25 protein-coding genes, 1 other RNA gene and 1 pseudogene are annotated in these 25,551 nt (G+C 36.5%); 17 read left to right on the plus strand and 10 right to left on the minus strand.

From position 1 onward, the window contains the following. Positions 1–36 precede the first annotated feature (36 nt). From DSM03_RS11210 to DSM03_RS11225, 4 genes are all read right to left on the minus strand, one after another. Complete coding sequence (locus DSM03_RS11210) at positions 37–726, minus strand: LOG family protein (RefSeq protein ID WP_128760605.1); 690 nt, start codon at positions 724–726, stop codon at positions 37–39. A 36-nt stretch (positions 727–762) separates the two neighbouring features. Further along, positions 763–3,594, minus strand: coding sequence for an excinuclease ABC subunit UvrA (uvrA, locus tag DSM03_RS11215; RefSeq protein ID WP_128760606.1), 2,832 nt, complete (start codon positions 3,592–3,594; stop codon positions 763–765). A 119-nt stretch (positions 3,595–3,713) separates the two neighbouring features. Continuing rightward, a complete protein-coding gene (locus DSM03_RS11220) occupies positions 3,714–4,790 on the minus strand; it encodes a DNA topoisomerase IB (protein WP_128760607.1) in 1,077 nt (358 codons plus the stop codon). 210 nt (positions 4,791–5,000) lie between these two features. Beyond that, positions 5,001–6,086, minus strand: a complete 1,086-nt coding sequence (locus DSM03_RS11225; protein WP_420813137.1) for a M42 family metallopeptidase — start codon at positions 6,084–6,086, stop codon at positions 5,001–5,003. 109 nt (positions 6,087–6,195) lie between these two features. On the opposite strand from DSM03_RS11225, the gene DSM03_RS11230 reads away from it, so the two are divergent. The 11 genes from DSM03_RS11230 (at position 6,196) to DSM03_RS11275 (ending at position 14,894) form a co-directional block, all read left to right on the plus strand. Next, positions 6,196–6,888, plus strand: a complete 693-nt coding sequence (locus DSM03_RS11230; RefSeq protein ID WP_236638771.1) for a DUF4294 domain-containing protein — start codon at positions 6,196–6,198, stop codon at positions 6,886–6,888. A 14-nt stretch (positions 6,889–6,902) separates the two neighbouring features. After that, positions 6,903–7,028, plus strand: coding sequence for a hypothetical protein (locus DSM03_RS19220; protein ID WP_262707735.1), 126 nt, complete (start codon positions 6,903–6,905; stop codon positions 7,026–7,028). Between the two features lie 71 nt (positions 7,029–7,099). Continuing rightward, entirely contained in the window at positions 7,100–7,639 is a 540-nt protein-coding gene (gene pyrR, locus DSM03_RS11235) for a bifunctional pyr operon transcriptional regulator/uracil phosphoribosyltransferase PyrR (RefSeq protein ID WP_128760609.1), read from the plus strand. Positions 7,640–7,654: 15 nt separating this feature from the next. Continuing rightward, positions 7,655–8,587 carry an aspartate carbamoyltransferase catalytic subunit gene (locus DSM03_RS11240; RefSeq protein ID WP_128760610.1) on the plus strand — a complete coding sequence of 311 codons (933 nt, stop codon included), beginning with the start codon at positions 7,655–7,657 and terminating at the stop codon, positions 8,585–8,587. After that, complete coding sequence (locus DSM03_RS11245; protein ID WP_128760611.1) at positions 8,584–8,919, plus strand: ribonuclease Z; 336 nt, start codon at positions 8,584–8,586, stop codon at positions 8,917–8,919. The genes DSM03_RS11240 and DSM03_RS11245 overlap by 4 nt, the downstream gene beginning before the upstream one ends. A gap of 124 nt (positions 8,920–9,043) precedes the next feature. Beyond that, entirely contained in the window at positions 9,044–9,964 is a 921-nt protein-coding gene (locus DSM03_RS11250; protein ID WP_128760612.1) for a ribonuclease Z, read from the plus strand. Between the two features lie 146 nt (positions 9,965–10,110). After that, complete coding sequence (gene pdxH / locus DSM03_RS11255; RefSeq protein ID WP_128760613.1) at positions 10,111–10,755, plus strand: pyridoxamine 5'-phosphate oxidase; 645 nt, start codon at positions 10,111–10,113, stop codon at positions 10,753–10,755. A gap of 12 nt (positions 10,756–10,767) precedes the next feature. Continuing rightward, positions 10,768–11,253: a SixA phosphatase family protein gene (locus DSM03_RS11260; protein ID WP_128760614.1), complete on the plus strand. Its 486-nt coding sequence runs from the start codon at positions 10,768–10,770 to the stop codon at positions 11,251–11,253. Next, positions 11,254–13,338 carry a polyphosphate kinase 1 gene (gene ppk1, locus DSM03_RS11265; protein WP_128760615.1) on the plus strand — a complete coding sequence of 695 codons (2,085 nt, stop codon included), beginning with the start codon at positions 11,254–11,256 and terminating at the stop codon, positions 13,336–13,338. It abuts the gene before it with no gap. Position 13,339: 1 nt separating this feature from the next. After that, positions 13,340–14,239: a Ppx/GppA phosphatase family protein gene (locus DSM03_RS11270; protein ID WP_128760616.1), complete on the plus strand. Its 900-nt coding sequence runs from the start codon at positions 13,340–13,342 to the stop codon at positions 14,237–14,239. A gap of 70 nt (positions 14,240–14,309) precedes the next feature. Further along, positions 14,310–14,894: a porin family protein gene (locus DSM03_RS11275; protein ID WP_128760617.1), complete on the plus strand. Its 585-nt coding sequence runs from the start codon at positions 14,310–14,312 to the stop codon at positions 14,892–14,894. A 77-nt stretch (positions 14,895–14,971) separates the two neighbouring features. Here the strand turns inward: DSM03_RS11275 and DSM03_RS11280 are convergent, their stop codons facing one another. Both DSM03_RS11280 and DSM03_RS19120 read right to left on the minus strand, forming a co-directional pair. After that, positions 14,972–15,553 (minus strand): MiaE family protein, encoded by a 582-nt coding sequence (locus DSM03_RS11280; RefSeq protein WP_128760618.1) that lies wholly within the window; start codon positions 15,551–15,553, stop codon positions 14,972–14,974. Further along, positions 15,553–17,306 (minus strand): annotated as a pseudogene (locus tag DSM03_RS19120) (DNA polymerase III subunit gamma/tau). The gene DSM03_RS11280 and the pseudogene DSM03_RS19120 overlap by 1 nt, the downstream one beginning before the upstream one ends. 181 nt (positions 17,307–17,487) lie before the next feature. Between DSM03_RS19120 and rnpB the strand changes: the two are divergent. Next, an RNA gene (gene rnpB / locus DSM03_RS11295) (RNase P RNA component class A) lies at positions 17,488–17,820 on the plus strand. 437 nt (positions 17,821–18,257) lie between these two features. Here the strand turns inward: rnpB and DSM03_RS11300 are convergent. From DSM03_RS11300 to DSM03_RS11310, 3 genes are read right to left on the minus strand one after another with little or no spacing between them, the layout of a single operon-like run. Further along, complete coding sequence (locus DSM03_RS11300; RefSeq protein ID WP_128760621.1) at positions 18,258–18,794, minus strand: RsmD family RNA methyltransferase; 537 nt, start codon at positions 18,792–18,794, stop codon at positions 18,258–18,260. Beyond that, the gene (locus DSM03_RS11305) at positions 18,791–19,588 is read right to left on the minus strand and encodes a DUF3822 family protein (RefSeq protein WP_128760622.1); all 798 of its coding nucleotides are present in this window, start codon (positions 19,586–19,588) and stop codon (positions 18,791–18,793) included. Before DSM03_RS11305 ends, DSM03_RS11300 begins: the two co-directional genes overlap by 4 nt. Beyond that, positions 19,578–20,225, minus strand: a complete 648-nt coding sequence (locus DSM03_RS11310) for a hypothetical protein (RefSeq protein WP_128760623.1) — start codon at positions 20,223–20,225, stop codon at positions 19,578–19,580. The genes DSM03_RS11305 and DSM03_RS11310 overlap by 11 nt, the downstream gene beginning before the upstream one ends. A gap of 117 nt (positions 20,226–20,342) precedes the next feature. Here DSM03_RS11310 and DSM03_RS11315 point away from each other — a divergent pair, with 117 nt between their 5' ends. From DSM03_RS11315 to DSM03_RS11335, 5 genes are all read left to right on the plus strand, one after another. After that, entirely contained in the window at positions 20,343–21,776 is a 1,434-nt protein-coding gene (locus DSM03_RS11315; RefSeq protein ID WP_128760624.1) for an ATP-dependent DNA helicase, read from the plus strand. A 5-nt stretch (positions 21,777–21,781) separates the two neighbouring features. Continuing rightward, positions 21,782–22,348: a DUF4126 domain-containing protein gene (locus DSM03_RS11320; protein ID WP_128760625.1), complete on the plus strand. Its 567-nt coding sequence runs from the start codon at positions 21,782–21,784 to the stop codon at positions 22,346–22,348. Positions 22,349–22,355: 7 nt separating this feature from the next. Further along, positions 22,356–23,111: a 3-deoxy-manno-octulosonate cytidylyltransferase gene (gene kdsB, locus DSM03_RS11325; protein ID WP_128760626.1), complete on the plus strand. Its 756-nt coding sequence runs from the start codon at positions 22,356–22,358 to the stop codon at positions 23,109–23,111. Continuing rightward, a complete protein-coding gene (locus tag DSM03_RS11330) occupies positions 23,111–23,647 on the plus strand; it encodes a 1-acyl-sn-glycerol-3-phosphate acyltransferase (protein WP_128760627.1) in 537 nt (178 codons plus the stop codon). The genes kdsB and DSM03_RS11330 overlap by 1 nt, the downstream gene beginning before the upstream one ends. 211 nt (positions 23,648–23,858) lie before the next feature. After that, positions 23,859–24,872: a hypothetical protein gene (locus DSM03_RS11335; RefSeq protein ID WP_128760628.1), complete on the plus strand. Its 1,014-nt coding sequence runs from the start codon at positions 23,859–23,861 to the stop codon at positions 24,870–24,872. A 52-nt stretch (positions 24,873–24,924) separates the two neighbouring features. Here DSM03_RS11335 and DSM03_RS11340 read toward each other — a convergent pair whose 3' ends face one another. Next, positions 24,925–25,551, minus strand: coding sequence for a class I SAM-dependent methyltransferase (locus DSM03_RS11340; protein WP_128760629.1), 627 nt, complete (start codon positions 25,549–25,551; stop codon positions 24,925–24,927).

Here is a 25,551-nt window from a genome sequence, read left to right on the forward strand (position 1 = left end):
CCTAACGCAATAAGTGGGGCTTTGGTTTTTTAAGTTCTAAAAATTAGGACTCAACTCATACTCATTGTAAAAATTATTTAAAACCTCAAGTACTTCATCTTCGGTATCTACTAAATGAAGCAAATCTATATCTCCGGCACTAATTGTATTGAATTTATCAAGTAGGGTGTTTTTTATCCATTCAAAAAGACCTTGCCAGTATTCGGTACCCACCAGAATAATTGGGAAGCGATCAATTTTATGCGTCTGAATCAGAGTAATAGATTCAAATAATTCATCTAAGGTTCCAAAACCACCCGGAAGCACTACAAACCCCTGAGAGTATTTTACAAACATTACTTTACGCACAAAGAAGTAATCAAAATCTATACTTTTATCGCCATCTATATATGGGTTATCGTGTTGTTCAAAAGGAAGGTCTATATTCAATCCCACAGAAGTTCCTCCGGCGAGATGCGCCCCTTTATTACCAGCTTCCATAATACCGGGACCACCGCCGGTAATCACACCATATCCATTTTCTACAATCTTCTCTGCAATAGCAACAGACAGCTTGTAGTATTTTTCATCGGGTTTTGTACGGGCACTACCAAAGATAGATACACAAGGTCCGATACGGCTCAATTTCTCAAAACCGCTTACAAATTCGCCCATAATTTTAAAAATGGCCCAAGAGTCGTTTGTCTTTATTTCATTCCAGCCTTTGGGCTTATTCTCATTTCTCATAAATATATAATAGTTTGTCTAAAATTAGATGGGAGCCTAATTTAGTTCATTTCGTAAAAACTTTGCGGTATAGCTTTTTTTATCTTTAGCTACCTCTTCAGGAGTACCTTTTGCGACCAGTTGACCTCCATCTTTTCCGCCTTCATAACCTATATCGATTATATGATCTGCCATTTTAATAACATCCATATTGTGCTCAATAATAAGCATTGTATTCCCTTTATCGGTGAGTTTGTTCAGCACATCCATCAGTATACGTACATCTTCAAAATGCAAACCGGTAGTAGGCTCGTCCAAAATATAAAAAGTATTCCCGGTATCACGTTTAGATAGTTCGGTAGCGAGTTTGATACGCTGTGCTTCACCGCCAGAAAGTGTTGTAGATTGCTGACCTAAAGAGATATACCCTAAGCCGACATCCTGTATGGTTTTTACTTTTCTGTAGATTTTAGGAATATGTTCAAAAAATGGTACGGCTTCATCAATGGTCATTTCAAGAACATCGGCGATGCTTTTTCCTTTGTATCTGATCTCTAATGTTTCTCTATTGAAACGCTTGCCCTGACATGTCTCACATTCCACATAAACATCGGGTAAAAAGTTCATCTCGATCACGCGTAAACCACCACCTTTACACGTCTCACAGCGTCCGCCAGCAACGTTAAAACTGAAACGCCCCGGTTTATAACCGCGTATCAAAGCTTCAGGGATTTTAGCAAATAAACTGCGTATTTCACTAAAAACACCGGTATAGGTTGCCGGGTTTGAACGTGGAGTACGGCCTATAGGTGATTGATTGATGTCTATTACCTTATCGCACTCGTCAAGACCTTTAATACTTGTGTATGGAGCGGGTTTTTTAACACCATTAAAATAATGGGCGTTCATAATAGGGTAGAGGGTCTCGTTGATCAATGTAGATTTACCACTGCCCGAAACTCCCGTAACCACGATCATTTTTCCTAACGGAAATTCAACATTTACCTTTTTAAGATTATTTCCTGTAGCGCCTTTAAGCACGATTTTTTTACCGTTACCTTTCCGGCGCTTTTTAGGAACAGCGATTTCTTTTTCACCGTTTAGATATTGTGCGGTAAGCGTATGTTGTTTTAGCAATTGCTTTGGAGTGCCTTTGCTAATGATTTCTCCTCCGTGTTTACCCGCAAACGGACCGATATCTATAACATAATCGGCGCGCTCTATCATATCTTTATCGTGTTCTACAACCAAAACGGAGTTTCCTAAATCCCTTAAAGATTCCAGAGAGTTGATGAGTTTCTCATTATCGCGCTGATGCAGACCAATACTGGGCTCATCTAAAATGTATAAAACGCCTACGAGTTGTGAACCTATTTGAGTCGCCAATCTGATACGCTGCGCTTCACCTCCAGAAAGTGACTTTGAACTTCGGTTTAAAGAAAGGTAGGTAAGCCCTACGTCAACCAGAAATTGGATTCTGGCAGTAATCTCTTTTAAAATTTCTGTTGCAATTGCGGTTTGCTTTTCGCTTAAATGCTTTGGTAGTTCTTTAAACCACGCAGCCAGCTCTAAAATATCCATATGAGCCAGATCAGCAATACTTTTTTCGCGTACGCGGAAGTATAATGATTCTTTGCGCAGTCGCGACCCATCACATTCCGGGCATTGAACTTTTTCCATGTACTCTTTAGCCCATCTTTTTAAAGAAGCCGAATCATTTTTATGATACGTACTTTCAATAAAGTTGGCAACACCTTCAAAGTCAATCTTGTAGTTTCGGCTTACGCCTAAAGTTTTAGATTCTACGGTGAATTTTTCATTACCACCATATAAAATCATTTCTATAGCTTCCTTAGGAATATCTTTTATAGGGTCTGTCAATTTAAAATCAAAGCGTTGAGCGATGATCTCCAATTGTTTAAAAATCCAGTTGCTTTTTTGATTTCCGTGGGGAGCGAGTCCTCCAGCTTTTATTGAAAGTTTAGGATCTGGAATGATCTTATCAACGTTCACAACGCGTAATTCTCCGATACCGTTGCACTTGGGGCAAGCACCTTTTGGCGAATTGAATGAGAAATTGTTAGGTTCGGGATTGGGGTAAGAGATTCCTGAAGTTGGACACATCAAACTACGACTGAAGTACCGTGCTTCGTTAGTGTCGTGATCTAAAATCATCATCACATCTTCGCCGTGATACATCGCGGTATTGATGGTTTCCAGAATGCGTTTATCTATATCTTGATCATCTTCAATCTTTAGCCGGTCTATTACAATCTCAATGTCGTGAGTTTTGTAACGGTCTATTTTCATTCCTTTTTCGATATCCCGTACTTCTCCATCTACACGAACTTTTACAAAACCTTGTTTTGCTATCTGCTCAAAAAGTTCGCGGTAATGTCCTTTACGGCTTCGAATAACCGGGGCGAGCACGTTTACACGTTTTCCAAGATATTCAGTTTTGATTAGATCTTTAATCTGCTCATCACTGTAACTCACCATTTTTTCGCCCGTCTCATAACTGTATGCGTCACTAGCACGTGCATACAAAAGACGTAAAAAGTCATAAATTTCGGTGATAGTACCTACTGTAGACCGCGGACTCTTACTCGTAGTTTTTTGTTCTATAGCAATTACCGGAGAAAGCCCTTGAATTTTATCTACATCAGGACGCTCTAGCCCTCCCAAAAACTGACGGGCATAAGCCGAAAAAGTTTCTATATACCTGCGTTGTCCCTCAGCATAAATGGTGTCAAAAGCGAGTGAACTTTTACCACTACCTGAAAGTCCGGTGATAACCACGAGTTTCTCGCGGGGAATATTAACGTCTATATTTTTTAAGTTATGGGCTCGCGCGCCATAAACTTCAATGTATTCTTGTGTTTCTGCCATTTTCTTTTTCAAGTGTGCAAAGGTACTGTAATTGGGTGAAAAACTGAAGGAAGTGTCTATCTCTAAACCCGTTAATTACAGTGTTAAAAATAGAAGTTTTAGAAGTTGAAGGTGCTGGTTTAGATACTGATCTGATAATTGCCCAGCATTTCTTTAATGACTTCTTCAGTTTGTGATAAGTAAGCGTCTCTCTTGAGTTGTATAGCGTCTACCTTATCAAAATACTTAACAATGCTACCATCTTGATAAGCTTCTGGCATTACAGGATGAACATAGTAATCTCTGCAAACACTTCGCGTATTTCCTAACTCTTTTGCTGTTGCATCGTATGCGGTAAGAATATTTTTAGCGTTTTGTTTTTCTTCTTTTTCATAACCTATATCACGCAGGGTTTCAAAGAAGATTTTTGATGCAGCCCAGGTTCTAAAGTCTTTTGCCGAAAAAAGATCGCCACTCAATTCGTGAATATAATCATTCACCATGCCGCTATCAATATGATCTTTGATTCCATCTCTATCGTAAAACTGAAACAAATCCCAGCCGGGTATTTCTTCACATTCATTAATCAATTCTATCAACTGCGGATCTGTAACTGCGATATCATGTTCTTTTCCTTTTTTACCTACAAACTGAAACCTTATATCGCTTTCTGTAGTTTTTACATGACGCGTACGCAAGGTAGAAAGACCATAAGTCTTGTTGCGTTTTGCGTAAAAGTTATTGCCAACTCGAATATGAGTTTCTTCTAATAAGCGAATTACTAGCGCTAAAACTTTACGTTTTGTCATTTCTTCTGCATCGAGATCCCGATCCACTTGTTTTCTCAATGCCGGTAAAATATTTGCAAAAGAAGCTTGCTTCAAAAATTTAGTTTCGTTGCGTAATTTATTCCACGTTTCGTGGTAGAGATAGACTTTGCGGTCTTTGTCGTCGCGACCTACCGCTTGCAAGTGACCGTTTTCGGGTTCTGCAATGAGAACGTCTTCCCAAGCAGGCGGTATTACCAGTTTTTTGATTCGTTTTAAAAGAGCTTTAGACTTTATGGTTTTGTTGTTTTGACAATAAGTAAAGCCTTTGCCGTGTTTCTTACGGCAGATGGTTAAGTGCTCATCTGTAACGTAGATTAAATTGGCTACACGAGCAGCCTCTTCAGGGCTATTGAGAATGGTCTTGAGTTTTGCTTCGGTGATCGTCATTTCTCAAATTTAATGGCAATCTGAGCTGAAGTGTACTAACGAAATGTGAAATATCTGTTCAAAAAAACTGAAAGAAAATTATGAAATATTAAGATTTATGAAGTTGATCTTTTCTTAAAATCACTGACTAATAATGTTCTAAATAAAAATGTCCGGTAACTAAGATTTTGTTCCGGACATTCATTTTTGATGGCTAGTAAGAACTTAAATTTAGTCAAAATAACTAAAACTCTGTCCATCTTTTATTTTTAAAACGCTCTCGTAGATCATTTTAATTACATTTTCCACATCATCACGATGCACCATTTCTACGGTTGTGTGCATATAACGCAATGGCAAACTAATTAATGCTGATGGCACTCCGCCATTGCTGTATGCAAAAGCATCTGTATCTGTACCTGTTGCACGACTGCTGGCTGCTCGTTGAAACGGAATTTTCTTTTCTTCTGCCGTATCAATGATTAAATCGCGCAATTTCTGTTGAATAGCCGGTGCATATGAAATTACCGGTCCTTCGCCTATTGCCGCGTGACCATTCGTTTTCTTTTCGATCATTGGTGTGGTTGTATCGTGAGTAACGTCTGTAACGATAGCAACGTTAGGTTGAATAGTATGCGTAATCATTTCCGCCCCGCGCAGACCTATTTCTTCTTGAACCGAGTTTACAATATAAAGGCCAAAGTCTAACTTGTTACCATTTTCTTTAAGCAAACGTGCGACTTCAGCAATCATAAATCCGCCCATACGGTTATCTAATGCACGACACACAAATTTATCGCCATTGAGCACGGTGAATGTATCTGGGTAGGTAATTACGCAACCTACATGAACTCCTAATTTCTCAACTTCTTCTTTGTTCTTACAGCCAGTGTCTATAAAAATATTGTCTAAACTTGGTGCTTTCTCATTACTTTTATCACGTGTGTGAATAGCAGGCCACCCAAAGACACCTTTTACGATCCCGTTTTTGGTGTGAATGTTTACTAATTTAGATGGAGCAATCTGATGATCGCTACCACCATTGCGTATAACGTAGATCAAACCATCATCAGTAATGTAATTCACATACCAAGAAATCTCATCGGCGTGACCTTCTATCACTACTTTATATTTAGCATCTGGATTGATAACACCTACTGCTGTACCGTAGTTGTCTGTGATAAATGTATCAACATACGGTTTTAAGTATTCCATCCAGATTTTCTGACCTTCCCACTCATAACCGGTAGGAGCGGCATTATTTAAATATGTTTCTAAAAAGTCTAATGACTTCTCATTTAAAATGCTTTTTGACATAATTCTATTTTTGTACGAAAGTAAGAATATTAATACCAAAACCATAAGGCAATCTTGCCGATTGTGTACTTTTGGAACAGTTTTAGCGTTACATCAATTAAAAATTAAGTTGAAGAAATATACACTCCTTTTTGTGCTGTTTTATTCACTGTTTCTAAGGGCTCAGACAACCGAAGAGCTTGAAAAGGAAAAAGATACTACTGACACAGAATATTTTTATGTAGAGGGTGACAGTATTGCACGGTCTGCAATTTTTCTGGAAGATGTTATTGTTTTGGGAAGATTGAAGTTTGACGATAATGCAGCCCGCCGTCGCTATTTGATTCTGCGCAGAAAAACCCGCAAGGTATGGCCATATGCTAAGTTAGCAGGAGAACGATTGGTCGAGCTCAATGAGCGTTTAGATTCTATGCAGTCTAAACGAGACCGTAAACGATACACTAAAATCATACAGCGCTATGTTGAAAATGAGTTTAAAGAAGAGCTCAAAAAGTTAACAAGGACCGAAGGGCAAATCCTGGTTAAATTGATGTACCGTCAAACAGGGCAAACCACCTTTGAGCTCATTAAAAACTACCGTAGTGGTCTAAAGGCTTTTCTGTTAAATACTACGGCGAGCTTTTTTGATATTTCACTCAAGGAAATTTACGACCCTGAGGATGTACAAGAAGATTATCTGATTGAAGATATTTTACAACGTTCGTTTCAGGCTAAGGTTTTAGAGAAACAAGAACCGGCTATAGAACTCAATTTTCTGGAGTTGGAAAATAAATGGCGTAAGCCTTCAAAAGGGATTAAATAATGAAAATCTCTAAGATGAATTGGGTATACATAATAGCAGCTCTGATTACGCTCGTAGGTTTAATTACGGGGAAGTATTTTTTCTTATTCTTTGCGATTCCTTTTGGATTCAACTGGTTTAAAAGCAAGAAGGAAGAATAAAACCTGTTTCCTGAAAAACTTCGTTTAAAAAAATATGTACCTTTGTCTACCAAACTAGCGTTTCTCCCACTATGAGCCAGAAAGTCTTGCTTAATGCAAAAGAAATTAACATCATTCTAAACCGTCTGGCTTGTCAACTTATTGAAAATCATAGAGATTTTAAAGATACCGTTTTGATTGGCATACAGCCCCGAGGGATTTATGTTGCAGAACGTATTAAAAAGTTGCTTGAAGACGATTATAATATCCCTGACATTAAATTAGGGTATCTTGATATTACCTTTTTTAGAGATGATTTTAGACGAAGTGACAAACCACTTGAAGCTAATAAAACCAAGATAAATTTTGTTGTAGAAGATAAGAATGTGGTCTTTATAGACGACGTTTTATATACCGGTCGTAGCATCAATGCTGCGCTAACTGCTGTACAGAGTTTTGGACGTCCTAAAAACGTAGAACTTTTCACTCTTATAGATCGTCGTTTTAGCAGGCACTTACCTATTCAGCCCAATTATAGAGGGAGGCAGGTAGATGCGATAAACGATGAGAAAGTATTGGTGAAATGGGTAGAAAACGGGGGAGAAGATGTAGTCTATCTTGTAAATAAATAATTATAAAGTACCAGAATGAGCGAGTTAAGTGTAAACCACTTATTAGGGATTAAGTATATCACAAAAGCGGATATCGATCTCATTTTTGAAACTGCAGATCATTTTAAGGAAATAATCAATAGGCCGATTAAAAAAGTTCCTTCGTTACGAGATATTACTATTGCCAATCTCTTTTTTGAAAACAGTACTCGAACCAAACTTTCTTTTGAACTTGCAGAAAAACGTCTCAGTGCAGATGTAATTAACTTTTCGGCAGGGGCTTCTTCAGTAAAAAAAGGAGAAACGTTGATAGATACGGTAAACAACATTTTGTCTATGAAAGTAGATATGGTTGTGATGCGTCATCCCAATCCAGGCGCCGGAGTTTTTCTTTCAAAAAACATAAAGGCTAGTATTGTTAATGCAGGTGACGGTGCGCACGAGCATCCTACGCAAGCGCTATTAGATAGTTACTCGATTTCAAAAAAACTGGGTGATGTTGGCGGAAAAAAAGTTGTTATCGTAGGAGATATTTTGCACAGCAGGGTTGCACTTTCTAATATTTTTGCACTAAAACTTTTAGGAGCAGAAGTGAAGGTTTGTGGACCAAAAACTTTAATGCCAAAGTATATTGAATCTCTGGGTGTTGAGGTAGAACTGAATCTTCGCAAAGCATTAGAATGGTGTGATGTGGCTAATATGTTACGTGTGCAAAATGAGCGTATGGATATTAGCTATTTTCCTTCAACACGAGAATATACGCAGCAGTACGGTCTTAATAAAGAATTACTAGATTCTTTAGATAAAGAAATTGTAGTAATGCACCCGGGCCCCATTAACCGTGGAGTAGAGATCACCAGTGACGTGGCAGACAGCGGCCAGTCAATAATATTAAATCAGGTAGAAAACGGAGTCGCAATACGTATGGCTGTCATTTACCTTCTGGCATCAAAAATTAAACAACAATGATTATAACCGAAAAAGAAAATTATACCATTCTTGCTGATGAAGAAGATGGTGTTAAAAGTTTTGCCTCTTTTTTAGATTTTATAATTCCTAAAGCGCATTCTGATAAAAATCTGGTAATAGATTTATTAAAATACGAGAAGTTAAATCTAGAAGAGCTCTTGTATTTTTTATCCATTTCTAATCAGCAACGGGCAGCTCAGAAGTCTTTTGTGATTGTAAATAAAGGCGTGCACATAGACGGTGTTCCGGAGGAGATTATGGTTGTGCCTACTTTAGGTGAGGCAAAAGACGTTATTGAACTTGAAGAGATTCAACGGGATCTGGGGTTTTAAAGTAATCTGATTCTAGTGTTTTTTGTAGATTCTCGACTATCTGTGTTTCTTCAAATTTTCCTTTTTCTATTTTTAGCTGAATAAGCCGTAACTTACAGCAGAATAAAATTGTTATTTAATTTTAATGAAGCTTACCATTTTAGGCTGTTATGCAGCTACACCACGTACGTTTACAAACCCAACTTCACAGGTTCTTCAAATTAAAAATCATTTATTTTTAATAGACTGTGGTGAGGGAACTCAGGTAGAATTACGTCGCAACAAGGTTAAGTTTTCAAAGATCAAGCATATTTTTATCTCGCATCTTCACGGAGATCATTTTTTTGGTTTGGTTGGTTTAATTTCAACTTTCAGGCTACTCAATAGAGAAAATGAATTACACGTTTATGGACCTAAAGGAATAAAGCAAGCGATCACGCTTCAGTTAAAATTGTCTAATTCCTGGACTAATTATCCACTGTATTTTCATGAATTAGAAAGTAAAGAGCCGCAAGTACTTTTTGAAGATGAGAAAGTTTCTGTAGAAACCATTCCTCTAAAACATCGTATTTACACGAACGGTTTTTTATTTAAAGAAAAGTCTGGAGAACGTAAACTGAATATGAGCGCCTGTCTTAAGCATGAAATAGATGTTGTTTATTATCGAAAAATTAAAGCCGGAGGAGATGCTAGGTTAGACGATGGCACGATAATACCTAATGAGAAACTGACTTTTGATCCCGATCCGCCGCTTAGTTATGCATTTTGTAGTGATACGATTTACAAGCCAGATAATTTACCACAGTTAAAAGATGTTACATTCTTATATCACGAGTCTACTTTTTTAGAAGCACACGCAAAGCTGGCACTGCCTACTGGGCATTCAACAGCCAGAGAAGCCGGCTTGATGGCTAAACAGGCGAACGCTGCGTATCTTATTTTGGGACATTATAGCACGCGCTATCCAGATCTGACGCTTTTTGCTAATGAGGCAAAAGCCGAATTTGAAAATGTACTCACAGCAGATGACGGTAAGGTCTTTGACTTTGATGAGTTGGTTTCCTAATGATTAATAACCTTTTTTGTTTAATTCAGCTATAGTTTTATAGTTGAAGCTTTTCTTTTTCCATTTAATTTTAAATTATCGTAAAAGATATGTTTGGGCTTTTTAACTTTATACCGCATTGATGTAACTTGCTTTAAAATTAGGATATGGCAGAAGATTTAAGTGACTATAGAAAGTCATATGAAAAAAGTGAATTAACCATTACTCAGAGTGATCAAGACCCATTTAAACAATTTAAAAAATGGTTTGAAGAAGTTGAAGAAGTCGCTGGTGTTGATGAGGTAAATGCGATGACGGTTTCAACCATAGGTTTAGATGGTTTTCCCAAAAGCAGGGTTGTTTTGCTTAAAAGTTATGATAAAGAAGGTTTTGTTTTTTATACCAATTATGAAAGTGAAAAAGGGAAAGCAATAGCCGCCAACCCTGATGTATGTTTATCTTTTTTTTGGCCCAATCTAGAACGTCAGGTAATTATTAAAGGCAAAGCCGAAAAAGTTTCAGAAGAGACATCAAAAACGTATTTTAATTCAAGACCCGAAGGAAGCAGATTAGGTGCTTGGGTTTCTCCTCAAAGTGATGTTATACCAGACAGAGAATTTCTTGAAAAACGGCTGAAGGATTTAGAAAAAGAATTTTCTGAAAACGAAATTCCAAAGCCAGACCATTGGGGAGGTTATAAAGTTATACCTGTTGAATTTGAATTCTGGCAGGGCAGACCTAACCGACTTCACGACAGATTGCGTTATACACCCGGAGGAGTACATTGGAAGTTAGATAGACTTGCTCCTTAAATTATTTGAATCATGAAAACACTATACCTTATACGTCATGCAAAGTCTTCATGGGAATTTGATTTAGATGATCATGAGCGGCCTTTAAATGATCGTGGTCTTGTAGATGCGCCTAAGATGGGTGCTTTCGTTAGAGAAAAAATAACAATGCCTCAGCGCATTGTAAGTAGTGATGCCGTTCGGGCAAAAACAACAGCGTTGTTGTATTTAAAGGCTTTGGGAATCCCGGAAGAACAATTAGAATTGAGCAATGAATTGTATGATTTCAACGGTATGGGCTTAGATAATTTTATAAGATCCTGTGGGGATTCTGTAGATAAACTAATGGTTTTTGGGCATAACAATGCATTGACCTATTGGGTGAATCAATATGGAGATAAAGCAATAGATAATGTGGCTACAGCAGCTTTTACTCAAATCAATTTTGATGTAGAACGTTGGGAAGATGTAGACCAGGGAAAAACGACTCTATACGTTAAACCCAAGCAACTTAAATAAATGGATAACAGATTAAATATGGCAACACTGGGAGCAGATGAATCTCGATATATAAATAGAGAAATTAGTTGGCTACAGTTTAATGCCAGAGTTTTACAAGAATCTGCAGATGAAAGCGTTCCATTGATTGAGCGTCTTCGGTTTGTAGGTATATTTTCAAACAATCTTGACGAGTTTTTTAAGGTACGTTATGCTACTGTAAAGCGTATCGTAGAAGCAGGTAAGAAAGGCCGAAAGGCACTGGGTGTTTATGCGGCAGATGAGCTTCTTGAAAAGATCACGCGTATAGTTATACAACAGCAAGAAGAGAGTATGAATATCATAGATGATATTCATCACCAGCTAAAAGATGAAGGTATTTATGTGATTAAGGAAAATGAAGTTCATTTCCCTGAGCATAGTGAGTTTATCAAGACTTTTTTTACTGAAAAGGTAAGTCCGGCATTGGTAACTATTGTTCTTAATGAAGATTTAGAATTACCGCGTATTCAGGATTTAGAAGCCTACTTGACCATTACGATGAAAAAGAAAGGTTCTAAAAAACCTATTTATGCATTGGTCGAAATTCCTAGTGAATTAGATCGCTTTGTAGTCTTGCCTCAGGTAGATGGAAATGATTATATTATGATTCTTGATGATTTGATTCGGTATAATCTAGAATCTGTGTTCAGCATTTTTGAGTACGATGATATATCGGCCCATATGATCAAGATTACCCGTGATGCAGAATTAGACTTAGACTCTGATTTAGGTAAAAGCTTTATAGAAAAGCTATCAAAAAGCGTCAAGGGCAGAGAAGATGCAGAGCCGGTACGATTTGTTCACGATCAGACAATCGGTACTGATACATTAGCCTTCTTACTCCAAAAATTGGGTATCGAAAATAACGATAGTATCATACCAGGCGGGCGGTACCACAATCGTAAAGATTATATGGATTTCCCGAGTCTGGGACGTACTGATCTTCTGTATGCAAAGCAAAAGCCTTTACCTATAAAAGACATCAGTCTTAACGATAGCATGTTTAAAAAGGTCGCGGAGAAAGATTTCCTTCAATATACACCGTATCACACCTTTGCTTATGTGATCAAATTTTTACGGGAAGCTGCACTTGACCCCAAAGTTAGAACAATTAAAATTACGATTTATCGCTTGGCTAAATTGAGCCATGTTGCTAGCGCCCTCATCAATGCCGCGAAGAACGGGAAAGAAGTAACTGTACAAATTGAATTAAGAGCTCGCTTTGATGAAGAAAGCAATATGCGTTATGCTAACAAAATGCAAGATGAAGGCGTAAAACTTATTTTTGGTGTTCCGGGGCTTAAAGTGCACAGCAAAGTATGTGTAATTGAGCGACAAGAAGGTTCACGCTTAAAGCGTTATGGCTTTATTAGTACAGGGAATTTTAATGGAATGACTGCAAAAATTTATACAGATTATACGCTGTTTACTGCGAATAAGCAAATACTTAAAGATTTGAGCAAACTGTTTAATTTCTTTGATACCAACTATATCGTAAATACCTATCAGCATTTAATTATTTCACCACATTATGCAAAAAATACGTTTTATAAGTTAATTGATGCTGAAATTAAAAAAGTCAAGAATGGCGGGCGAGGCTATATTCGGTTAAAGCTGAATAGTATGTCTAATTACGCCATCATAGACAAACTGTACGAAGCTAGCCAAGCAGGAGTACAGATCGATATGATCATACGTGGTGTATGTTGTCTGATTCCCGGAGTTGAAGGGATGAGTGAAAATATTAAAATGATTAGTATCGTAGATAAATTTTTAGAGCATCCACGTGTTTTGATCTTTGGAAAGGAAGGCGAGGAAAAAGTGTTTATTTCTTCTTCAGACTGGATGACGCGTAATCTGGATAATAGGGTAGAGGTTACTTGTCCTATTTATGACGAGGATATCAAAAAAGAGATTATAGAAACCTATACAATTTGCTGGAATGATAACGTAAAGGCCCGTGTAATATCGGCTAAACAAGATAACGCTTACCGTAGAAATGATGAGGCCCCGCTACGCTCTCAATTTGCTACCTACGATTACTATCTGAATAAATTGAATTAAGATGATTGAGTTAAAAAAATATGGAGCCATAGATATAGGTTCTAATGCAATTAGACTTTTAGTAGCCAATGTTATAGAGGTTGAAGGTAGAGACTCTATTTTCAGAAAGAGTTCATTAGTGCGGGTTCCGATTCGTTTAGGTGCAGACGTTTTTAAAGCTAAACGCATATCAGAAGAGAATATAGAGCGTATGATAGATACAATGGAAGCTTTTAAGCTCCTTATGCGTGCTCATAAAGTTGTAGACCATAAAGCGTGTGCAACTTCCGCTATGCGAGAAGCAGAAAATGGAGAAGAAGTTGTAAAAATCATCAAGAAAAGAACCGGCGTACAGATCAATATTATAGATGGTAAAGATGAAGCTGCAATTATTGCTAATACAGATTTAAAATCGCTAATTGCTACAGACCGCTCGTATTTGTATGTTGATGTAGGAGGAGGTAGTACAGAGTTTACACTTTATAGTGGAGGCGAAGTAGTAAACTCAAGATCGTTTAAATTAGGAACCGTACGTTTGCTGGAAGGCCTGGTGGGCCACAGTACTTGGGATGAGGTTGAAAGTTGGATTAAAGAAGTTACTAAAGGGCATACTAAGATTGATTTGATTGGTTCAGGCGGAAACATCAATAAGATTTTTAAGTTAAGTGGTAAAAAAGATGGGAAACCTCTTACATACTTTTATATGGTAAGCTTTTACGAATTCCTGCAGTCTTATACCTACGAAGAACGCGTAACTGAATTGGGTCTGAACCTAGATCGCGCTGATGTAATCATCCCAGCGACACGTATTTATCTTTCAGCGATGAAATGGAGCCGTTCAAAAAATATACATGTGCCTAAGATTGGTTTGTCTGATGGTATAGTAAAATCGCTTTACAACGATAAAAAGCAACCTGTTTAGGTTGAAAATAAAAATAGTAGTAATATTGTTTCTGCTACAACACTGAACTTCAATGAAATTATAACAAATTATGAAGAGAATTTTACTAGGTATTTTACTTATAACGACACTAAATACATTTGCTCAGGGAGTGCGCTACGGTGCAAAAATGGGAGTTAATATCTCAAAGCTCAGCGGTGATGATTTTGAGGACTCGAGTAGTCGATTAGGCTTTGCAGCAGGTGTTTTTGCAGAAATCCCATTTGGAAATTCATTAATTTTTCAACCTGAACTTTTATATTCTGGTCAGGGAATAAAGCCTAATACTGGCCCGGAGGGTAATTATGGTTTTGGTACAGATGGTTTGCCTAACAGGCCTTTTGATGAGCGAGCAGAATTAGACTATTTACAACTACCACTTTTGCTTAAGAAAAACTTTGGAAAGTTCAATGTGTATTTAGGCCCACAAGTTGGAGTCGCAATTTGGAATTCAGACAATAATGGTATTTATAAGAACTTTGATTATTCTGGTCTTGCAGGAATTGGCGTACAAATCTTAGACGGTGTTCTTCTTGAAGCACGTTACTCAATGGGCTTTAGAAATATCATTGAAGATCGATATAATTTAGAAGGTAAAAATCAATATTTTGCAATTATGGCTGCTTATAGGCTCTAATCGCTTAACCATATCCAATAAAAAACCGACTTATTTAAGTCGGTTTTTTTAGTAAATACTATTAGTAACGTTTCAGTTTAACCGTGTATCGTCTGGTCTTTGCTGAGGTTCTTCATTATTTCAGCTTCAAAATCTAGAAGGTCCTGCCATTTTTCATTGACTTCTTTTTCATCACCATATTTCCGTGCAAAGCCTAAAAACATTGTATAGTGATTGGCTTCACTTACCATTAGATTGTGGTAAAAGAGGCGCAGTTCTTCGTCTTTCAATTCTTGTGATAATAACCTGAATCGTTCACAGCTTCTAGCTTCGATAAGAGCTGCGTAAAGCAAGCGGTGAACAAGTTGAGTGGTTCTGCTTCCGCCTTTAGGAAAAAATTTTAATAATTGATTTACATAAGCATCTTTGCGATCGTAACCTAAAGTGTTTCCGCGTGCAATAATTTTATCGTGAACTAGTTTAAAATGACTGATTTCTTCTTTAACCAAAGCAATCATTTCTTGTACTAACTCTGTATATTCTGGGAACGAAACAATTAAGGAAATCGCCGTTGATGTAGCTTTCTGCTCACAAAAAGCATGATCAGTAAGAATATCATCAATATTCATTTCTACAATATTGACCCAACGCGGGTCTGTGGGTAATTTAAGTCCTAGCATTAGATATCAAGATCAAAAGTTTTACGCAATAATTCAAGATCAGGATTTTTATCCTTCAATTTCTCATATTTTTCACGCGTTGTATACGCATATTTTTTCTCTGCAGCCTCGTTAACAGTAACATCTATGGTAATGTCATAGTTTTCAAGTTTCCGTTTAAGGTATTCTAAAAGATTGTGTTGGGCACGCTCGAGCTCTACGCGCATCGTATCATTAGGAAACTCAAGTTGAATTGCAGTTCCTTTTAAGGTAGGAGTATCGGTCTCTAAATTTGAAGCTAAAATCTTTTCCCCTTTTTTCTGAAGTCTTGCGACATATTCTTTCCAGACTGCCTGCATAGCAATTTCTGTAAATGGCTTCCGAGGCAATTGGCTTACATCAATTTCCTTTTCAGTCTTCTTTTCAAGGATTTCCTTTTTACGCTTTAGACCTTTTAGAGAAAGTCCAGAAACTTGATTTGTTTTTTGAGATAAGTCTGGTTTTATTCTCGGCTGAGGAACAGTAGGTTTTTCCGGAGATGTAGGCTGAATTTCTTTTTTCTGAGGCTGAATAGCTTCAGGTTTTGTCTCTATTTTAGTTGAATCAACATCATTAGCAACTGGTGTTGTTACTTTGTTTTGTGAATCCGCCGGTTGTGATTTTTTGAAATAAGAAGCAGGGATTATGAAATTACGCCCTTTTTTTTTTCTCCATCAAAAGTGATAGAGGTCATTTGCATCAGACAAAGTTCTACGAGCAATCGCGCGTTGCGACTGGTTCTGTATTTTAAATCACACTCGTTCGCTGACTCTAACGCTTGCATTAAAAAGGTGAAACTGGTTTTTTGAGCCTGCTCGTGGTATTTCTTTTTAGTTTGATCTCCTACTTCTAACAATGGAATTGTTGATGGATTTTTGCAAACCATAAGATCCCTATAATGTGAAGCTAACCCGGCTATAAAATGATGACCATCAAAACCCCTAGATAAGATTTCATTAAAGTTCAATAGAAGTTGCGGAATATTATTCTCAAGAATTAGATCTGTAGTTTCAAAATACGTATCGTAATCTAAAACATTGAGATTTTCTGTAACTGCAGCTCTTGTAAGGTTGTCACCCGAAAAACTAACAACACGATCAAAGGTAGAAAGTGCATCTCTTAAGGCTCCGTCAGCTTTCTGAGCAATGATGTGTAAACCTTCTTCATCAGCAGTTATACCCTCTTGTTTTGCAATATCAACCAGATGCTCGCGAATATCTTTAACCGTAATACGCTTAAAGTCAAAAATCTGACATCTTGATAAGATGGTAGGGATAATCTTGTGCTTTTCGGTAGTGGCAAGAATAAAGATTGCGTGCTTTGGTGGCTCTTCTAAAGTTTTTAGAAAAGCGTTAAAAGCTGCAGATGAAAGCATGTGAACTTCATCAATAATATATACTTTATAATTACCTACCTGCGGAGCTATACGTACCTGATCTATAAGGTTACGTATATCGTCTACCGAATTGTTTGAAGCAGCATCCAGTTCAAAAATATTGAATGCATAATCTTCATTCTCATCAACTTGCTCATCTGCTTCCTGGTTTATTTTTTTAGCCAGAATACGGGCACAGGTAGTTTTGCCTACGCCTCTAGGTCCCGTAAATAATAAAGCTTGCGCAAGATGATTGTTTGCAATGGCATTCTCTAACGTATTGGTAATAGCCTGTTGACCTACTACGTCTTTAAACGTTGCGGGTCTGTACTTACGGGCTGATACGATAAATTGTTCCACTGTTTTTTTGAATAAAAAATTTCAGAAAACCATTTGCTATCTGAGTGAACAAATATAAAAATAGCTAGTCCATTTAAGGTCTAATACGACTGATTTTTGCCATTTTGTTATCAACAATTTTTGCATTTTTAGAATGCATGGTATTTAATCAGGACTAACTAATAAAAGTGTATTTTTGCGGCAAGCAGACCGCCTTATCGCTTTTATTAAAACTTGTTTTTAAAAAAAGAGGAAAGTCCGGACACTATAGGGAAGCATAGCGGCTAACGGCCGTCGGCCATAATGCATATTACGGTCAGGACCAGTGCAACAGAAAGAATGTACAGATAATGCTGTAGTGAAACCAGGTAAACTCTATGCGGTGCAATGTCATGTATACCGGCAATTAAGTGCGTCTCGTGCGATGCCGGAGGGTAGACAGATTGAGCAAATAAGTAATTATTTGTCTAGATAAATGATAAGGTATTACTGCGTGCAGTAAGAACAGAATCCGGCTTACAGGTCTGCTTTTTTATTTAACTTTTTATTGAGCGAATTATTAATCCAATATATAGCTTCTTCTAAAGTAAAAAATACTTCAAGTGGTTTTTTAAAGAATGCCTTTTCAAAATTTGCGGTTTCTCGTTTTAATGATTGATCGCTTACTACGGCCATCCCGGTTATGTATTTATAAAATTTACAGGTTAAATAATCTGTAGGGTTAACGTTATAATCGTTTACCCTCAATGATATATATCCGTAATAAGTGCCTTCTCCGAAGAAATTTGTAATAGTCTCGTGGGCTTCAGCGATTTGTTTTGCATTCAGACTAATGCCTTCATTTATTTCAGAAATAACAAAATTTGGGTAAAAGGTCAAAATACAAAAGCTAAGCTTTTGTGTTTTAATTGAATTCAAGTTGGGTTTGTTTTGAGTAGCAAAAGTATCTAAAAGTCAGGTGATTAGAGTTAATTATGCGTTAAAAAAACTAAAAGCGCTTCCGCCATATTTTCTTATTTCGGTGAAGTTGGCGTGTTCATTTAGATCTGTATGTTTACTATGCTCGATTACAAGGCATCCATCAGCAAGAAGTAAATCATTTTCAAAAACAAGATCTACAATTTTTAGAAATTCAGCTGTATCAAAATCATAAGGAGGGTCAGCAAATATCACGTCATATTGACCGCCGGCACGAGACAGATAGCTATAAACATCAGATTTTATGGTAGTAATATTCAGTTCTAAATCAGTTGCAGTTTGGTCTATAAATTTTGTACATCCCGCGTGCGTATCTACCGCAGTTACTGATTCAGCGCCACGAGAAGCAAACTCATAACTTATATTACCTGTACCAGAAAATAAGTCTAGAACGTATATTCTGGTTAGGCTATATCTGTTTCTAAGAATATTAAACAGCGCTTCTTTAGCCATATCTGTAGTAGGGCGTACCGGTAATTTTTTTGGTGCTGTAATGCGCCTTCCTTTTAGGCTTCCGCTGATAATTCTCATAAACTTAAATCGTATTGTAAAAATGAATTTTTAAGGATACTGTTACTTTCAGAAGAATAAAACTCGATATCTCTTACATATTCGTAAATGAGCTTGTAAGTGGCATCTTCTTCAGTTATAGTACCATTTAACCAAAGCTTTGTTGTTTCGGTATTGAGTTGTATTTGCTCAAAACAAAAGAGAATATAATACACAAAATCTTCTGGGGTCTCATATTTAAAATGGTTGTTAAGTAAAAGTTTTTGACCCTGATAACAAACTAAATCAATGGCCTGTGGACTAACCTGAATAAAAACTTCAGGACTGTCTTTAGTACGCGTTTGGTTAAGTATATTTTTTATTAGAATTGACTGACTATGATAGTAGGTAAACGTACCAAAATGATCAAAAAAGAAATTATTAATGTTCGCATAGGGAACATAAACATTGATAAGGTTCAATTCTTCAATCTCATCATAAACTATAAAATCTGTCTTTAAGATTTTTGTATTGAATTTGAGGTAATCTGTGAGATTCTGCTCATTAAATAATACTTTAGGAACCATTGCAAAAAGTTCATTTGCATAAACCACAACGACTTCTTTAAATACTTTATTGAGCGAAGGAGTAGCGCTAAACACATTTTGAATCCTTTCTAAAGACTTTTGAGGAGTACTTGAGTTTTCAAAAAAATGCTCTTGACTATCTACAAGAGTATCTGAAACAAAATCTTTTATATAAAAAGAAAATCCATCCAAGCTAACTTGGATGGATACTATAAGATTTTCTGGTTTTACCAGATTGTTATTCGTCATTGTCCCCGTAACTCTGTGGCCAGTTTCCTGCTGTACTAACTTTATCCATAGAACCTACAGAAAGATATGCACCATTAACACCATCTACAGAAAGAACTTGCTTTTCTTTATTTACATAGTCTTTTGGCTGGTCATATAATAAAACATCTTTTGAAACTTTTGCTTCAAATACAGGGATAGGCATATCACTTTTGAGAATAGTACCGGCTTCCATTTCAAATTGCTTATCTGTACCTGGAACATTCATCATCGTTTTATAACGATCAGTACCTTGATAAAGTGAATCACGTACAGGTGTGTATCCTAATGTATCAATAATAGTAATTTCTTTGTTTGTATCTACTCGGTAACGACGTGTAGCTTCTTCATCAAGAACTAAGGTATCGCGACGCTCAGTAAGCGTAAACTCAGCAGTATCGATGAATTTAACTAATTCGTCAAAGTTGTTAGCAAACTTTCCATTGATTTGCTTGTATGCCATTTGACCTTTTTGAATATCAATAAGTTTATCAACGGCTTTCTGGTAACGTACAACTTTAAGATCATTAAATTTTACTTCGCCGTAAACAGCGTCAAAAAGCAAATATCCTAATACTCCGATGACAACCCAAAGTACTAACTGAATTACTATTTTCATTCGATGTGTGGTTTTTAGATTTTAATTAAGGTTATAAGCAAATCTACAATTTTTTTTTAATCGTTAAAGGATATCCCCTTAAATTCATTAGTATCTTTACACATTCAACAATTATTTATGGAGCTGGACCAGCACGCATTTTATAAACTTTTACTTAAAGATTTTCCGCATAGCCCTACTCAGAAACAAGATATTCTTTTACAGCAACTTAGCGGTTTTTTATTTGAGCCCAAAAATAATTCTATTTACCTTTTAAAAGGTTATGCAGGTACAGGTAAAACAACTGTTATAGGGACAATTGTTAAAAACTTGTGGAAAATTAAAATGTCTTCCGTACAATTAGCACCCACAGGAAGGGCTGCAAAAGTCATCTCAAACTACAGCGATAAACCGGCGCATACCATTCATAGAATAATATATTATCCTAAAAAGCAAAGTGGAGGAGGTGTTTCTTTCACTTTACAGCGCAACAAACATCGCAATACCATTTTTATTGTTGACGAAGCATCAATGATATCAGATAATGCAGCCGAGTCTAAACTTTTTGAAAACGGTTCTTTGTTAGATGATTTAATGTCTTATGTATATAGCGGGAACAATTGTAAACTTTTATTGATAGGTGATCAGGCGCAGTTGCCTCCTGTTAAGATGGACATTAGTCCTGCCCTTGACGAACGTAATTTGGAGTTGCAGTTTGATAAAACCGTTAAGAGTATTGAGTTGGATGAAGTAATGCGACAAGCTGAAACCAGTGGTATTCTCAAAAATGCAACCCGAATACGAGAGTTTTTGAATGATGAACTTTATGAGGATTTCAAGTTTGATCTGAGTAATCAGGATGATGTGGTGCGGTTAATAGATGGTAACGAGATTATGGATTCTCTTAGCGATTCTTATCAAGAATATGGGAATGAAGGTACTGCTATAATTGTTCGCTCTAACAAACGTGCCAATCTCTACAACCAGCAGATACGCTCAAGAATTCTTTTTAAAGAAGAAGAAGTGAGTGCCGGTGACTATTTTATGGTTGTGAAAAATAATTATTTCTGGCTGGATACAAAAAGTGAGGCAGGCTTTATAGCTAATGGTGATATTGTAGAAATTCTTGAAATTTTCAGTATTAAAGAATTGTATGGTTTCCGCTTTGCGGAAGTGAAAATTCAAATGACAGACTATCCCAATCTGGCACCTTTTGAAACGGTTTTATTATTAGATACCCTTACCTCTGAAACACCTTCTTTATCTTATGAGGAGTCTAATCAGCTGTATCAGGAAGTAATGAAAGATTATGCAGATGAGACTTCAAAGTATAAAAAGTTTATGAAGGTTAAGAACAATAAATTCTTTAATGCACTACAGGTTAAATTCTCATACGCCATAACTTGTCATAAATCACAAGGTGGGCAATGGGAAACTATTATGGTAGAGCAACCCTATTTGCCTAATGGGATGGATAAAGATTATCTACGCTGGCTATATACTGCAATTACAAGAGCTCGTAAAAAGCTGTATCTTATAGGTTTTAAAGACGATATGTTTATCGAAAATTAAGAATAATGGAAATCTTTTTCAGTATTTGCTTAGGAATTGGTCTGGCTGCTGCAGCCGGTTTTAGAGTGTTTTTACCGCTACTAGCATTGAGCTTAGCTGCCTATTTTGAAGTTCTAGATCTCACCGAAGGTTGGGCGTGGTTAGGCAGTTTGCAAACTCTGATCCTCTTAGGGGTTGCTTCAGTTTTTGAAATTCTGGCATATTATATACCTTGGTTTGATAATGCATTAGATACTATTTCTATACCGCTAGCAAGTTTTGCAGGTACGATTTTGTTTTTGGTCACTTTAGGTGATTTTGAGCCTTGGGTGTCATGGTCTCTTGCAATAATAGGGGGTGGTGGTACTGCCGGTCTTATAGCAGGATCTACCGCAACTGTGAGAGCAGCATCATCAACGACAACACTAGGTTTTGCAAATCCTATTTTTTCAACTCTTGAAGCGATAGTTTCTACCATACTTTCTATACTTGCTATTTTTATTCCTATTCTTGCAGCGTTTTTGGTCTTCTATTTGGGTTACCGAATTATTAAATGGTTCAAAAAACGAAAACTGAAACAGAACATAAATTAAAGCACTAATGACTCATAAGTTAAAAACTATAGCAATGATTCCGGCTCGATATGAGGCTTCTCGTTTTCCCGGAAAATTAATGCAAGATTTACAAGGTAAACCAGTCATCATACGTACTTATGAGGCTGCGTTAAAAACTCAGTTATTTGATAACGTTTATGTAGTCACAGATAGCGACCTTATTTACAATACAGTTAAAGCTGCAGGTGGTGAGGTTATTATGAGTCAAAAAGAGCACAGTTGCGGCAGTGATCGCATTGCAGAAGCTGTTGCAGATCTTGACATAGATATTGTTGTAAATGTACAAGGGGATGAGCCATTTACCAACGAAGATGATATGCGTAATGTACTTCAGGTATTTTATGAGAACGGTGCAGAGGCTATTGATTTAGCTTCATTAATGACTCCAATTATGGTAAAAGCAGAGATTGAAAACCCAAATAATGTGAAGGTGATTGTTGATGAAGCAAATTTTGCCTTATACTTTTCAAGAGCGCCAATACCGTTTCCTAGAGATCAAGATATTGATATAACATATTATAAGCATAAAGGTATTTACGCATTTAGGAAACAAGCAGTACTTGATTTTGCAAAATTACCTATGCGCGGACTTGAAGCTGCTGAAAAAATAGAAGCTATTCGCTATTTAGAATATGGTAAGCGTATTAAAATGGTGTATTCAGATTCACCTGCAATTGGCATAGATACTCCTCAAGATCTTGAGGAAGCTCGTCTAATTATTAAAAAACAACGGCGGTCTTGATGCGTTCTATTGCAAAAATCATCTATAAATCCTTAGACTGGTCAATACGTGGCCGATTTCCTGAGGAGGTAAAGAAAATGGTGGTAATTGCAGTGCCACATACCAGTTGGCACGACTTCTATATGGGTTTACTTTTTAGAAGCATTATTGGAGTTCAAATTAATTTTTTAGGAAAGAAAGAACTTTTTAAATGGCCATTTGGCTGGTATTTTAGAAAAGTGGGAGGCATACCACTAGATCGTTTCAACAAGCAGAATAAAGTAGATCGAATTGCTGAAATGTTTCAGGAACATGATATATTCCGTCTAGCACTCTCTCCTGAAGGAACACGCAAAAAGGTAGAAAAATGGAAAACAGGGTTCTATTATATAGCTCTAAAAGCAGGAGTGCCTATTCTTCCCATTACTATGGATTTCGGAAAAAAAGAGCATCGTATAGGTAATTTATTCTACCCTACAGGAAATAGTGAAGCAGATTTAGCTTCTTTAATTGATTTTTTCAAAGGAGTAGAAGGTAAAATTCCAGAAAATTCTTAAATAATTAAACATCAAAGGCTTTTTCAATATATTAAAATATGCTAATCTTCTACTAAACCTGAGTTAAAATTAAGAATTAAATGATTTTAACAATCTGATTTTCATAATAATAAAGAATTGTAGGATTTTCATTAAGAAAACGTTTAAAATTATGTGTTGAACATTTGCGTTTATTTGAGTGAACAAAATAATAAACTAAAATTTTCAATTTATGAACATTTCAAAATTTCTTTATTTGGGGGCAATTGGCCTTTTTGCATTAACATCTTGTAGTGATGATGACGATGACTCAACTGTAATTGTTGACGGCACTGCAGATCTTTATGCTACAAGTCATACAGACGGTAGTGTAACTAAATATGATTTATTACGTGGTGGAATAACTACTTATTCTACAGAAGCAACTGATGCAGAAGGTATTTATTATTCTCCAGATGATGATAGTTTTACCATTGCTGCTCGTGGTGCAACTCAAACCTCTTTACAGACGTATTTGAGTATTAGTGATCTGATAGATGCAAGTCTTGATCTTACTGTAGATTTCTCAAGTCCTGCAGCTTTGCAAAGTCCTCGTGATCTTACCGTTAATGGTAATATTTATGTAGTTTCTGATAATGCAAATGATAATGGACGCTTTTTCGTTTTTGAAAAGGATGGAACTTCATTTACCCTAAGAAACACAGTAACAGTTGAATTTGCAGTATGGGGAATTGAATTTGTAGGTAATGATTTATATGCTGTAGTTGATAGTAGCAGTGATCTTGCGGTCTTTACAAATTTTACGTCTAGCAATATGACAGACGCAACAGTAGCACCTACTAAGCGTATCACTGTAGAAGGTATCGTACGTACACATGGTTTAGATTTCGATGGTGATACTATGATTATGACTGATATTGCTGCAGCTTCTGGAGGAGATTTTGATACAGACGGTGGCTTTCACGTGATCACAAACTTTGATTCTAAATTTGATGCTGTTGAAAATGGCGGAACTTTAGCAGTTGAAGATCAAATCCGCTTTGCTGGTGACGCAACGTTACTAGGTAACCCTGTAAATGTAGTTTATGACGCCGAAACAGATGCTGTATACATTGCAGAACTTGCTAATGGTGGTGGTAAGATAAATGTTTATGGAAATGTATCTTCTTCAAACGGAGGTAATGTAGCCCCAACTTCAAGTGCTGTGCTATCTGGTGTATCTTCTTTATACTTATATAAGGACTAATTAATAAAACATTAGTTTTAGATAGAAAGCGCAGCGCAAGCTGCGCTTTTTTTTATGCTTTTAAAATAAATAAATCTTCGTGTATTATTAGATTTGAAAAGTCTAAAAAGTTTTTAATGTAGTTTAATGCTTTTTTAGTGTAGAAGAAGCTATGGGTAAAGTCGTTTTTATAAGACCAGTTCTCAAAGTTTATAGTCTTATCAAGCAAACCAGTTTTACAATAGATGCTTCCGTTTACTTTTAAAAGTGATTTTAAACGTTTGAATTCTTCAGCAGGATTATGAAAGTGTTCTATGACTTCACAGCAGATAATGAAATCATATTTTTGATTTAAATTATCCTCCTTTTTACAATAAAAAGTGTCGTATTGAAATACAGAGTATCCTTTGCTTTCTAAAATTTTAGAGAGCACCGGGTTGGGACCGCTTCCGTAGTCTAAACCTATTTTAGAAATGCTTTCTTGCTCAATTACAGCTTGAATCAAAGGAGAAAGGAAATCTACGTACCCTATATTTTGTAGTGTGTTTTCGTGAAGATCATAGCGGTGCTTTTCGTCGAGAGGATGTGGTAAGTCACGTGTATCTAAAAAAACAGATGCACACGAGGTGCATCTGTTATATAATCTATCATTATATGTTTTAAAATAAGCGGCCGTACTGTTACAAAGTGGGCACAGCAT

The sequence above is a fragment of the Leeuwenhoekiella aestuarii genome, assembly GCF_004104055.1.
In the GTDB taxonomy this organism is placed as follows: domain Bacteria; phylum Bacteroidota; class Bacteroidia; order Flavobacteriales; family Flavobacteriaceae; genus Leeuwenhoekiella; species Leeuwenhoekiella aestuarii.